A 12,813-nucleotide genomic window follows, 5' to 3' on the forward strand; every position below is an offset into this window, starting at 1 on the left:
CCCCCACTCACGAGCTATCCGCCCAGCCTCCGAAAGACCAGCCGGACGGCGAGAGCGAGGTGGGCCATCACCTCGTCGACGGAAATGCGACCGGCCACCCATGACACGAGGCTCGACATCCACACGTCGCCAATCACGCGGATCGCGTTGAGTTGATCGTCGGAGACCTCGTCGACACCGATGCTCTTGGCGAACATCTCGGTCATCAAAGCCCCGAACGCGTCCAGCTCTGCCGTCGCGGACGCATCCGCAAACATGAAGGCCCGCACCATGGCCTCATACTTCAGCCGGTCCTTCTCGAGTACTTCCGTGTTCTTCCGCAGGACGAACAGAATTCGCTCGGACGGTGTCTCACCAGGGATCTCGACGTCTTCGAATCGTTCGCGCAACCCGTCGAACACCATCAAGAGCCCCATCACCAGCATGTGGTTCTTGGAGGGGAAATACCGATACACCGTTCCGAGGGCAACCTGGGCCCGGTCGGCGATCGCCCGCATCTGCACCGCCTCGTACCCGCCTTCGGAGGCGAGCTCCATCGCGGCGGCGACGACGCGTTGGTAGCGTTCGCGCTGTGGCGCCTTGGCCCCACGCGAGGGTAGTTGCCCATCGCGAAGCAACGTCAGCAGTCCGTCGCCGCCCGCCACCAAGGGCTCTCCTGCACTGTTCATGAAGGTCAGCCTAGCCAACCGTGAACTCCGCCGATCGGGTCGCTCTCTGCGCCCAAAGAAAAACTCCGCTGCCGGATTGCTCGGCAACGGAGTCTCGAATACTCATGGTGGCCAGGGCCGGGATCGAACCGGCGACCTTCCGCTTTTCAGGCGGACGCTCGTACCAACTGAGCTACCTGGCCGGACGGCACCCGAACCGAATGCCAATCGCAATGTGCCGCCAGCAACGAATGCTGGCACCACTCTTGCGACCCTGACGGGACTCGAACCCGCGACCTCCGCCGTGACAGGGCGGCGCGCTAACCAACTGCGCCACAGGGCCTTGCTTTTCCTGCTGTGCTTCACAACGAAAGCTGTAAAGCGATCCTACTTGTCACATTTGCTGCTGCCGAACCATACCGCATGCTCGACACCGGTCAAACGTACCCCCTACGGGATTCGAACCCGCGCTACCGCCTTGAAAGGGCGGCGTCCTAGGCCGCTAGACGAAGGGGGCCCGTCGGATTTCTCCGAACCAGTACCTCAACGGCGTTCCGTTGGGAGCTTGGATAGCTTAGGACACGAAGGGAGAAATCCCCAAATCGGCAGGTCAGGCTATAAATCGGGCAGTTCCGAGCCGCAATCCGGCCATCCTTGCTCCGCAAACTTCTCGAGCCATTCTTGCGACGCCATCGCAGCGAGAACCACCTCGAGCGATTCCTCGAAGCGCGTATCGAGGTCGCCTTCTAGCGCCAGCATGTCCGACATGTATCTCTGGCCGGCGATGGACGCCGCGAGCACGCGGGTGAATTTCTCGGGGTCGGCGCCCGCGCGCAACAATCCCTCACCCTCGGCGCGGCATGCGAACTCACGCGCCGTGCGACCCCATACCTGCGCGCCACCGGCGAGTACGTCGGAATAGAACTCGGGTTCTACGATCAACCGAAACTCGGCCCGGACAATCACAGACGAGTGGAACAACCTCGCCAGATCGACTACCAGGCCGTGGAGCGCCTCGAAAGGCCCGACATCCGTGCGATGTTTCCAACGATCAGTCAGAGCGACGAACTGTTCGACACCGGCCTGGAGGACGGCGCGAGCCAGGTCTTCCTTGGACTGGAAGTGGAAGTACATAGCCCCCTTGGTGGCGTTCGAGCCCTCCAAGATCGTGTTGACCGACGCGGCCGCATACCCGCGCTTCGCGAACTCGATCGCAGCTGACTCCACCAGCGCTGCGCGGGTGCGACGCGCACGCTCCTGTTGACGTGCCATGGCAGTGAATCCTTCTTCCAGGTGTGACACTCCCTGCCATCGCCCACCCGGGACGAGACCGGTGCCATCGCATAACAGTATCCCTGTTTTGAAAAAACCAACAAACCAGTCTTCAAGTCTTGTATTCGATCACAAAACAGACTTGGAAAACATGAGGCGGTTGAACATGCCGTGGGTTTGACCGCCATCAAAAACACACCGGATGGTATAGTTTTGCTCGGCTCGGGTGCACTGCAGGGGGTGCGCACCCGAGCCGACTTCTATATCCCTCGGCTCAACACGCCGTGTGGGGGTGCGGTGCCGACCGTCGCCGTCGGCAGTTTAGACTCTGACCCCGCGCCCCTATAGCTCAGTTGGTAGAGCTACGGACTTTTAATCCGCAGGTCGTAGGTTCGAGTCCTACTGGGGGCACCACACCTAGGCTGCGCTGCAACATTGCCTGGTTCAGACGGAAGTAGATCACACGAGACCTTCACCGGCACCCCGGAACAGAACAACCTTGCCGACCCGATCACGGTTCCGACGAAAACGAAACGACCGTCGCAACATTCCCACATCGAGAGTGTTGCGACGGCCGCATTAGTCCGCCGTAGGCGGGGCCTTCGGCGTTGCCGGGTCAGCCAGTGACTCCGGTGAGGCCGGCGAGCGCCAGTCCGCCCGCGACGAGGCCGCCGACTACAAGGCCCCCGACGACCAGGCTGCCGGTGTCGATGTCCGAGCTGCCGTTGCCGCCTTCGCCGTCGTCGACGTCAAGAGTCATCTCCAAGGTGTCTTCCCCCGCGATGTTGGTAGCGGTAATGGTGATCGGAAATGATCCTGCTTCCGTAGGTGTCCCGGAGAGGACGCCTTCTTCAGACAGAGTCAGCCCCGCCGGTAGTTCGCTCGTGGTGGTGACGGTCGGAGTCGGGAATCCCCCGGTCTCGAACCAGACGAAGAAGCTGTCCCCGACCGTCGCGGAGTAATGGTCCCCGTCCGAGCCATCCTCGGGGGCCCCAATCCATGGGAAAGACGGATGCCGCACAGTAACTGTGAACGTGCCCACTCCCTGACCCGCGCTGGTGCTGACGGTGCAACGCACCGTTGTAGTCCCCATCGGAAAGCTGCTGCCCGATGCACGATCACAGTTTTCGAAGGTGGTTCCGGTCAGGCTCGGAGGCGTGGGCCAGGTGACCGTTGCGTTACCGGACTCCCCCACCGCCACAGTCGTGTCGGAAGGAATCAGCACCGTGCCAGTCAGGTCCGCATGGTCCAGATCGGCCCCGGTCAGGTTTATCCCACTGAGCTCGGCACCGGCCAGTTCCATGTTGCTCAGGTCCGCGTCGGTCAAGTTGGCGTCGGTGAAATTCGCCCTTGCTTCGCCATTGATAATGTTCTTGCGCAGGTATGCGTAAGTCAGGTTGGCGCCGGTCAGGTTGGCGTTGTTGAAGTTCGCATCGAATATTCTCGCAAACTTCAAGCTGGCGCCGGTCAGGTCGGCGCCAGCCAGATCCGAACTGAGTAGTCTTGCGAAATCCATTTCCGCGTCGGTCAGGTTCGCGCCGATGAACTTAGTGCGGCTGAGGTCCGCATCCTCCAGGGTCGCGCCACTGAGGTCTGCATACGAAAAGTCGAGGCCTTTCAGATCTGAGCCGGTGAGGTCCACCCCGGGGCAGACGGTGTGATTCTCGGGATTGGGGTTGTCAACGATGGTGCAGTCACCGATGACGATCTCAGCGTTGGCGACCGGGGTCACAGTCACCATGGCGGCTGTCGCCAGTCCCACGCTGAGAGCCGCCGCTCCACCCCTGCGCGCCCATGTGCGTCGCGAGTAATAAGCGACGTCGGAGCCCGTGCTAGGGGAAGTTCGTCTCAGCAGCGTCATTCGGTTCCATCCTCCCGTGGAGACGCGGCCGCTCGCGTCGTCATTGATGGGGTCGCCGACTAGAACTGCATCCGCCCCCGTGATTTCGAAACACCGGTGATTGTGCATGACGCGTATGACACACCATCCACCGGGCAGATGTTCCAGACGAAGTTTCGCAGTACGCACGCCTTCGACCCACTTCGAGCGTGCCCCGGGTCGCCTGCCGTAGCGAACGGATGCGCACGTATCACGTTGCTACGGAAAGGTTCTACTCGAGAAGGCCGAACCCGCATCGGCTATCGAGACTCCCACGCAGACAAGACCAGCCACGAGACCCACGAGGTATCGCTCGCGTCGAAAGTGGAAACCGTTGTCGGACAGAACCATATCGCTCAACCGCCTCGACCGGTAAGACCTGTTTTGCGAGTTCACTGAATCCCAACAGCCAAGAACCGTCGACGCGACGATCTGTTGGTCGCAGCGGCGCCGAGGTTCCAGCACGGCGTTCGGCCTACCCACCGCCCTCGTCGCCACGCTGTGATGCGTCTCACATTTTCTCTTATTTGTCCAGTGCAGCAATACTTTTGACCACGGCTCAACTATTCCCATGAGGTCAACAAGTGGGTTGGTCCGCCCATCCGATCTGAGAGTCCGTGTTAACTTCAAGCCGCACAGCAGGTACGAAAGCGACCTGTTCGGGGGGATTCCGATCGGGCTCTGTGGCCAACTATCAGCCAGCCAGCTGCGCATACCCGCATGCGTTCGTGTGCGGGCCGTTTGACCGAAGGAGTACCTATGAAGACGTCCGTTCGCACTGCAGCGATTGGACTGCTTGCGGCCCCTATCGCCGCTGCCTCGTTCGCAGCACCGGCCCAGGCGACCGAGCATGAGGATCTCGTCGCCCTCTCCGCCACAGTCGCCGGCAACGAACTCACCGTCAGTATCGACAACAGCACCGAGAGCACCCTGGGCTGCGATATCTGGTACGCGCCCGATGCCGCCGACGCGAGTACGACGCGCATCGTGCGTGGGACTTCAGTCGAACCTGACGCCCCCCTCGAGCCCGCCCCGGTTACTATCAACGAACCCGGCGACTATGTTGTCGGCTGGACCTGCTGGTCAGCCGAGGACTGGGAGCGGTGGGGAACGATCGAAGTTTCGGGTGTGGAGCCGACGGCTCAGCCGTTCCCCTTCACCATCGAGGACGCAGCCCCGGGAGACCTGACCCTCGATGTCTCGACGAACGTGGAGATCGAAGACGGCGCCGACGTAGCGCCCGTCACCGCTACGTTCGTCAGCACCCTCACCAAGGACCCCTCCGCAACGTGCGGTTTGAAGGTGACGGACGCTGACGATGCGGACCAGGTCGTTTTCGAGAAGGCCAATAAGTACGTCCAGAAGAAGAAGACCAAGGGCGTCGACTTCGAGCTCGCGGCTGGAACCTACACCGTGACCTGGGACTGCTTCTGGAACCGTTCGGACGGCAAGCAGTTCAAGTGGGGAACGGACGAAGGTGCCGCGCCGGTTACGATCACCGTCGCGGAGGCACCCGCTGACAATCTCTTCGGCAGCCTGACCGGCGAAAACGGCGAGGGCCTCAACCCCTGGGCCGTCGGCGGTCTGGTCGTCGGCGGTCTGGTTGCGGGCGGCCTGGCCATCGCAGGCCTCGCAGGCCTCGCTCCCTGATTCAGTAGCACCGAAGGCCCCGCCTGAGGCGAAATTCGCACGGCCGCCGCAACACTCCCGATGTGGGAATGTTGCGGCGGCCGTGCCGTTTTCGGGGGACCGAGTCCAACCGGGGATCGTTCGGCAGGGTTTGGTCGATTCCGGGGCGGGACTATCTCTCGGATGCGCCGTCACGATCAGTCGCGCCGCTCAGGTCCAACGCCTTGGTCTCGGGAATGCAGACGATCGTGGCTACGGTGATGGCCAACATCGCGATTGCGTACCAGATGAAGGCGCTCGCAATCCCCTTGTCCGCGAAGAATGTCTGCAGATACGGCGCCGTACCGCCGAACAACGCGACCACGAGAGAATAGGGAACGCCGAACCCCGTCGCACGGATCGCAGTCGGGAACATTTCCGCGTACACCGCGGGCAGGATGGAGACGGTGCAAGCGATCAGGGCCATCGCGATCGTCATCGCGGTGAACAGCTGCCACGCCTGCCCCCTCACGATCGCGTTGAGCGGATGCAGCAAGACCATAAGACTCACCACACCGAAGAGCAAGACGGGTTTTCGCCCAATCTTGTCGGAAACGAATCCCCAGAACACAAGGGCAGCCAGATACACCAAGTTGGCGAAGACGCCGGCCCAGAGAGCCGCTGTCGCGGGCACGCCCCGAACGGAAATTGCGTACGCGGGTGCCGATATCGCCCACACGTAGTAGACAACCGTCACGCCGACGGTGATGCCGGCGACGCGAACCAGCAGTCCGGGGTGTTTCCATATCTTGTTCAACACCGATACATGGCCTGGCCGTGCCTTCGCCGCTGCGAGTTCCTGCGTGAAGATTTCGGTTTCAGCCATCCTGCAACGCATGTATAGGGCGAACAGAGCGAACATGCCCCCGAGAATGAAGGGGATTCGCCAGCCGAAGTCGTACATCTGCTCGTCGGTCAGCTCCGTAGACAGAACTGCGGCCAGCAGGATGCCTGCCATCGTGCCGATCGCGCCCGAGAAGTAGAGCAGACTGGACCACAGACCTCGCTGCTGGCGCGGCGCGACCTCGCTGAGGTATGTCTGCGCCGACGGGAGCTCGCCACCCTGCGCGAGACCCTGGACCAATCGGCAAATTACCAAGATGACAGCCGCCCAGGTCCCGATGGTCGCATGAGTGGGACTCGACCCGATCACCAAACTGCCCGCAGCTGCCACCCCGATCGTCAGGCTCATCGACAGTTGACGGCCTCTCAGGTCCGCCAACCACCCGAAGAGGAGACCGCCGAACGGGCGTGCAATAAACCCCACCGCGAACACCCCGAACGTATCGAGAATGTTGGAAATCGAACTGCCACTGTCGAAGAACTGCGGCGCAAAGAACACGGCGAAGGTCGCGTAGATGCCCCAGTCGAAGGACTCCATCGCATTGCCCGCGCCGATTGCGAACAACATCTGCAGGCGATGATCACCGTCGAGGCTGCGCGATACGGAGAACACGAAATCGGGTTTACCCGCGATGGGTTCACCCGGCAACTGGCCCTATTTGTCGCTCGCGTCCTTCCGAATCTGGGCGAGGTCCTCGCCCCTCTTGCGATAGGTGTAGGCGAGGGCGAGCCCACCCAGGAATAGAACGACCGCGATGATCGCTCCAGCCAGAGAGGCACCTCTGAATCCGGGCGCGTCTACATCCATGATCCGCTCCCCCGCGTGTGCGGCACTGTTGCTGCCGAGCACCACACTCAGCGTCAAGATGTTGGGAATCAGCACCAAGAACCCGACAATCACCAACACGATCTGCATCGGCTTGAAGCGATGTCGCCTCAGCAACCTGAAAGCCCAGTAGAACAGCAGCAACGGAAAGAGCGTGCAGACGAAACCGAATAACAGCCCCCACAAGATTCCGCCCGCAAAGCTCCCGTCAGCCAGACCGCCTACATTCTGAGCCCACGCTCGCGGAAGATACGCAGCGAGGACGAGGTAGGCAACAACCAGAACCGCCAGAAGAATGGCGGCGACAATGGCCCTCTTTGCCCAGGACGGCAGCCTTGACTTCGCCACTGCAGGGGTGGATTCACTGTCTCCAGCCGTCATGATCTTCTCCCTACGTCGGCGACGCTTCTCGATCCAAGCACCTAGGAAAGCTGGATAACCATCTCATTGTTCGACGTCCGCCCGGACAGCTTCGGGCAATTCGGCAGCGATTCTTTCCCATCCACTCAGGTTGTCGCCATATAACGATTGTCTGCAGCAATGCAGAAGACTGCAACCGGATGCTCGAGCGCTTCGGTGCCGACGATACAAAGCAGGAACACCAGTCCGACAGCATATTCGGAACACGCAGGTGCATAACCACATCCGATGCGCTGTGTGCACTTTGCTCCCGACCCCTACGGTGGATCGACCGAAACGGCGGTCGCCCAAGTCGCACACAACTAGCATGCGGTTAATGAGGCAACCCGTTGATCTCATTTTCCCCCCCGTCGAAGACGACCGAGTTCCCTACTACCGCCTGGTGTTACGCGGTTGCTCTCAGCTTTGCTTTCAATCGAACGAACTGACTGCACTATTCTTCTTGGCCGCCGTCCTCGTGGAATCACCCATAGCGGCTGCCTATCTGCTGGTGGCCGCGATCATCGCTCCCGGTGGACGCATGTTGCTGGGCGAACGGGGGGCCGCCCTTGCGGCCGGGTTTGCCGGCCTCAATCCCTGTCTGATCGCACTCGCACTGCCCACATTTCTCCAAACCGATTGGACGAATCTCGGGATGTGGGTCGTGCTGCTCGTTTGCGTCGTGGTCGCGGTCGTTATGGTGCACCTCTTGGTCAGGATTTTGCCGTTTCCCATTCTGGTACTGCCGTTCTTGATCATTCTGTGGACGCTCTTCGCCCTGGCGCCGCATCTCGGCGTTCTCGAGCCGGTCACCTTCGATAGTTCACAGTCGACGGTGTTCACTCCCGTCATCGCTGTGTTGTCCAGCTTGGGCGAAGCAGTTCTTTCTCCAAACATCTGGTCGGGTTCGTTGTTTCTCGTCGGCGTCCTGTTGAGCAACTGGCGGCATGGAGTAGTTGCCTTGGTCGGGGCCATCATCGGCACTGCGGTCTCGTACTACTACCGGGATGTCGACCCGACGAGCGTCGACCTCGGCCTTTATGGATTCAACGCGGTACTGGCAGCAGTCGGCGTCTATGTGCTCTGCGGAAACAAGCTCAGGCTAGCCATTTTGGCTGCTCTCATCGCAACGATCACCATGCCGGCGTTCAACAGCCTCAGCGTGCCGGCGGCGTCAGCGCCGTTCGTGTCTGCGGTGTGGCTCGTGCTCGCTCTCGGCTGGATAGAGCGAAAGTGGTTGTCTCCTGCAGAAGGAGTTGAATCGGCTGCTGAGATCACGAAAACGGGTTCCGACCCTGGCATCGATGGGCAGAATCAAGTAGGAGATCAGAACCCTTGAGCTAGACCGTCGGAAAGCGGCGTCTTACAGGAGTAGCAGCGCCCACCGCTACCTACGCTACGAGGAGCGACCGTGAACTCTCCAGATTTTGTCAGGCCGAGCATTGATGAAGTCCTGCAGAAGGTTCAGAATCGTCCAAAACACATGGACGTGATCCGACAAGCCAATGCCGAGGCCATCAAGCGCATGAAGCAGGCCAATCCCACATTAGTCGGAATCGGAAAGGCCAAAGAGCATATCCCGGAAATGCGTGAAAACCTGATCCTCCATGCAGGCCCTCCAATCACATGGGCCAGAGCTTCCGGCCCTTTGAAGGGTGCAATTATTGGTGGTCTGCTGTTCGAGGGTCTGGCTAAGAACGAAGAAGAAGCGGCTCGGATGGTGATTGACGGGGAAGTGGATTTAGAGCCCTGTCACGACCACAGGGCTGTAGGCCCGATGGCCGGCATCATTACGTCTTCCATGTCTGTTTATATTGTCGAAGACCAATCGTCCGGCCAAAGGGTGTATTCCAATATCAGCGATGATCTGGGCGACTTTCTTGGCAGTTCGGTTCGATTCGGTGTCTTCGAGAAACCTGCGATTGATCACCTTCATTGGATAGAGAGCACACTGGCTCCCCTGCTTGGCCAGGCGATCGAGGAGGCCGGACACATCGATCTGCTCCCTATAATCGGCAGAAGCTTGCTGATGGGAGACGATTGCCATGTCACCATGGACGCTGCAACTCCCCTTTTCTTGAGAACGTTGATGCCTGGCCTGCTCAAAGCATGCGGCGATCGAGAGACACTCACGAAGATCATCAACTTGATCTACAACGATGGTTTATTCGCCCTGAACCCCATTATGGCAACCTGTAAAGCGATCACCCTTGCGGGCAACAATGTGAACCACAGCAGCATTGTGACCGTAATGGCACGCAACGGTACCGAATTCGGCATCAAAGTATCAGGATTGGGTGATCAATGGTTTACCGGGCTCGCGGAAATTGGTCGCGGCCAATTGATGCCGGGACTGTCGCCATCGGATGTCAATCGCGATATGGGCGATAGTGCGATTACCGAGACCCTGGGCCTGGGAGGTACTGCCAGGTCGATATCGGGTTCGCGCCAGGACGCGACAAACATCACATTGCAGCTGTATGGCATCACCGAGGCGGAAAGCGATGCCTTCGAAATTCCTGCGCTGGATGGCCGCGGATCACCCATGGGTTTCGATATCTTGAAGATCGTCGAAAAGAACATTCGACCAGCAGTCAATTCTGGGCTTGCCCACAAGCACATGAATCATCCGTCAGCTGGTGTCGGGTTCCTCCACCCCCCGATGGAGGCGTTCGTTGATGCCGCGATCGGGTTCGGCGACCTGGAAATTTAGAATCGCTCCGGCACTCGAAGCAATCGCAGCAGCAGCAAACCCACGGTCGCAGGCAGTCCGGTGGCCACGAACCGAAAGGCCGGACAAACCCTCCGCGAGTCGGGCGCGCAGATATCTCCAGACTTGCCTACGCTGGGCACTGCGAACACACACAGACTTCGCGCAGAGCGTCGGAAGAGTGGGCACAGTTGGACCCGTCACGGTCGACCCCGGACGACTCGACTGACGACTCGGCTAGGGCAGTTCCGACGGATTTCCCAGGGCTCCGAAAGCGTTTACCAACCTACTTACGGTGCCGTAGGCTGAGCAAAGTCAACGCGGGCTGAAGTCGAATCAAGCTACCTGGAGGCATCTCACATGGCGAGGGATCTGACCCAACTCGAACTGCTCCGCGAGCTTTCTCCCGCAGCAGAAGAGAACGTCAACCGCCACCTCTCCATGGCAAAAGAGTGGCACCCCCACGACTACATCCCGTGGGACGAAGGGCGCAACTTCGCTGAGTTGGGCGGCGTCGACTGGGACCCTGAGCAATCCCGGCTCGACGAGGTCGCCAAGGCCGCGATGATCACCAATCTCCTCACCGAGGACAACTTGCCCTCATACCACCGTGAGATCGCCGAGAACTTTTCGCGTGACGGGGCCTGGGGCACGTGGGTCGGTCGCTGGACCGCCGAGGAAAACCGGCACGGCATCGTGATGCGCGACTACCTAGTCGTGACGCGCGCCGTCGACCCCGTCGAACTCGAACGCTTCCGCATGGAGCACATGACGAACGGGTTCGCATCCCCCTCCGGCGTCGAAGCGGGCTTCCTCCATTCCGTCGCCTACGTCACCTTCCAGGAACTCGCCACCCGGGTCAGCCACCGCAACACCGGCAAGGCCTGCAATGACCCGATCGCCGACAAGATGCTCCAGCGCATCGCCGCGGACGAGAACCTGCACATGATCTTCTACCGAAACATGTGCGGTGCGGCTCTCGACCTCGCGCCCGATCAAGCGCTCGAGGCCATCGACATGGTCGTCGAACACTTCCATATGCCCGGCGCCGGCATGCCGAACTTCCGGCGCAACGGGGTGCTGATGGCCAAGCACGGCATCTACGATCTCCGCCAGCATCTCGAGGAGGTCGTCATGCCCGTCCTCCGCAAGTGGAACGTCTTCGAGCGGGACGACTTCACCGCCCGAGGCGAGGAGATTCGTGAGCGCCTGGGCAAGTTCCTGGAGAACCTCGATGCCCAAGCCACCAGGTTCGAGGAGCAGCGTGACCGCATGCTGGCGCGTGAGGCTGAAAAGCGCGAACAAAGGATCTCGTAGCGCAACCAGCTATCCTGAGCCCGGTACCGGATTCGGTGCCGGGCACATTTTCTTTTCCAGTTTCCAGAGGTTGTCAATGTCATCGCTTCGAATCGGATCACTCGAGCTGCGCAGCCCGGTGGTTCTGGCCCCTATGGCCGGCATCACCAATGTCGCGTTCCGCACGCTGTGTCGTGAGCTCGAGACGGAGCGCGCGGGCAGCACGTCCGGCCTGTACGTCTGCGAGATGGTGACGGCACGTGCGCTTGTCGAGCGTCAGCCCGCAACCCTGCACATGACCACGTTCGGCCCTACGGAAACACCGCGGTCGCTGCAGTTGTACACCGTCGACCCCGACACCACCTATGCGGCGGCCAAGATGATCGTGGATGAAAACATGGCCGATCACATCGACATGAACTTCGGCTGCCCAGTCCCGAAGGTGACGCGAAAGGGTGGGGGCGCAGCACTGCCATATAAGCGCGCCCTGTTCGGTCGGATCGTCGCGGCCGCCGTGAAGGCTACCGAGGGCACCGACATCCCTGTCACCGTGAAGTTCCGCGTCGGAATCGATGCGGAACACCACACCCATCTCGACGCCGGGCGGATTGCCGCCGACGAGGGCGCGGCCGCAATCGCGCTCCACGCGCGCACCGCCGCGCAGCGGTACTCCGGCACGGCCGACTGGAACGAGATCACCCGCCTCAAAGAGCACGTCACCGACGTGCCTGTTCTCGGCAACGGCGACATCTTTGCCGCCGAAGATGCGGCGCGGATGATGGCGCAGACCGGTTGTGACGGTGTCGTAGTAGGCCGCGGCTGCCTCGGACGACCGTGGCTGTTCGCCGAGTTGAGCGCCGCGCTCAACGGCAACCCGATACCTACCCCTCCCACCCTCGGCGAAGTCTCCGCCATCATCCGCCGGCACGCCGAACTTCTTGCCGCCCACCACGGTGAGGACAAGGGCCTCCGAGAGCTTCGTAAGCACGTGTCCTGGTACCTACGCGGCTTCCCCGCAGGGTCCGAACTGCGAGTCGCGATGGCGCTGGTGAGCACCCTGACCGAACTCGACAGTCTCCTCGAGCAACTCGACCCCACCGTCCCGTTCCCCAAGGACGCCGAGGGACCGCGCGGACGTCAGGGATCACCAGGTACCGTCGCGCTGCCCGAGGGCTGGCTCGACGACCCCGAGGACTGTCTGGTCCCTGCTGGCGCCGACATGCTTCATTCCGGCGGCTAGTAGATAAAGAAGATATCTCACACCGCTTCATTT

Annotated in this window: 10 protein-coding genes and 4 tRNA genes; 6 read left to right on the plus strand and 8 right to left on the minus strand. The window is 60.9% G+C overall.

The genetic code is table 11. The features are described from left to right. Nucleotides 1–14 precede the first annotated feature (14 nt). From BFN03_RS14105 to BFN03_RS14125, 5 genes are all read right to left on the minus strand, one after another. Nucleotides 15–668, minus strand: coding sequence for a TetR family transcriptional regulator (locus BFN03_RS14105; RefSeq protein ID WP_070379526.1), 654 nt, complete (start codon nt 666–668; stop codon nt 15–17). A 105-nt stretch (nt 669–773) separates the two neighbouring features. After that, a tRNA-Phe gene (locus tag BFN03_RS14110) sits at nt 774–850 on the minus strand. Nucleotides 851–916: 66 nt separating this feature from the next. After that, a tRNA-Asp gene (locus tag BFN03_RS14115) sits at nt 917–990 on the minus strand. A 101-nt stretch (nt 991–1,091) separates the two neighbouring features. Further along, nucleotides 1,092–1,164 (minus strand) — tRNA-Glu (locus tag BFN03_RS14120). 98 nt (nt 1,165–1,262) lie between these two features. Beyond that, on the minus strand, nt 1,263–1,919 hold the full coding sequence (locus tag BFN03_RS14125) for a TetR/AcrR family transcriptional regulator (RefSeq protein WP_070380935.1): 657 nt from the start codon (nt 1,917–1,919) through the stop codon (nt 1,263–1,265). 338 nt (nt 1,920–2,257) lie between these two features. Between BFN03_RS14125 and BFN03_RS14130 the strand changes: the two genes are divergently transcribed. Next, nucleotides 2,258–2,333, plus strand: a tRNA-Lys gene (locus BFN03_RS14130). Between the two features lie 202 nt (nt 2,334–2,535). Here the strand turns inward: BFN03_RS14130 and BFN03_RS14135 are convergent. Further along, nucleotides 2,536–3,780, minus strand: a complete 1,245-nt coding sequence (locus BFN03_RS14135; RefSeq protein ID WP_198163273.1) for a pentapeptide repeat-containing protein — start codon at nt 3,778–3,780, stop codon at nt 2,536–2,538. 777 nt (nt 3,781–4,557) lie between these two features. Between BFN03_RS14135 and BFN03_RS14140 the strand changes: the two genes are divergently transcribed. Continuing rightward, nucleotides 4,558–5,448 carry a hypothetical protein gene (locus BFN03_RS14140; protein WP_070379528.1) on the plus strand — a complete coding sequence of 297 codons (891 nt, stop codon included), beginning with the start codon at nt 4,558–4,560 and terminating at the stop codon, nt 5,446–5,448. A gap of 151 nt (nt 5,449–5,599) precedes the next feature. Here the strand turns inward: BFN03_RS14140 and BFN03_RS14145 are convergent, their stop codons facing one another. Beyond that, entirely contained in the window at nt 5,600–6,922 is a 1,323-nt protein-coding gene (locus BFN03_RS14145) for an MFS transporter (protein WP_232320278.1), read from the minus strand. Nucleotides 6,923–6,964: 42 nt separating this feature from the next. Next, nucleotides 6,965–7,516, minus strand: a complete 552-nt coding sequence (locus BFN03_RS14150) for a hypothetical protein (protein WP_070379529.1) — start codon at nt 7,514–7,516, stop codon at nt 6,965–6,967. A gap of 355 nt (nt 7,517–7,871) precedes the next feature. Here BFN03_RS14150 and BFN03_RS14155 point away from each other — a divergent pair, with 355 nt between their 5' ends. The 4 genes from BFN03_RS14155 to dusB all read left to right on the plus strand — a co-directional run bounded on the left by BFN03_RS14155 (nt 7,872) and on the right by dusB (nt 12,780). Continuing rightward, nucleotides 7,872–8,873 (plus strand): urea transporter, encoded by a 1,002-nt coding sequence (locus tag BFN03_RS14155; protein ID WP_084385628.1) that lies wholly within the window; start codon nt 7,872–7,874, stop codon nt 8,871–8,873. Between the two features lie 72 nt (nt 8,874–8,945). Next, the gene (locus BFN03_RS14160) at nt 8,946–10,247 is read left to right on the plus strand and encodes a DUF1116 domain-containing protein (RefSeq protein ID WP_157109617.1); all 1,302 of its coding nucleotides are present in this window, start codon (nt 8,946–8,948) and stop codon (nt 10,245–10,247) included. Between the two features lie 357 nt (nt 10,248–10,604). Beyond that, nucleotides 10,605–11,561: an acyl-ACP desaturase gene (locus BFN03_RS14165; protein WP_070379532.1), complete on the plus strand. Its 957-nt coding sequence runs from the start codon at nt 10,605–10,607 to the stop codon at nt 11,559–11,561. Nucleotides 11,562–11,637: 76 nt separating this feature from the next. Further along, entirely contained in the window at nt 11,638–12,780 is a 1,143-nt protein-coding gene (gene dusB / locus BFN03_RS14170; protein ID WP_070379533.1) for a tRNA dihydrouridine synthase DusB, read from the plus strand. Nucleotides 12,781–12,813: the final 33 nt, after the last annotated feature.

The sequence above is a fragment of the Rhodococcus sp. WMMA185 genome (assembly GCF_001767395.1).
Classification (GTDB): Bacteria; Actinomycetota; Actinomycetes; order Mycobacteriales; family Mycobacteriaceae; genus Rhodococcus_F.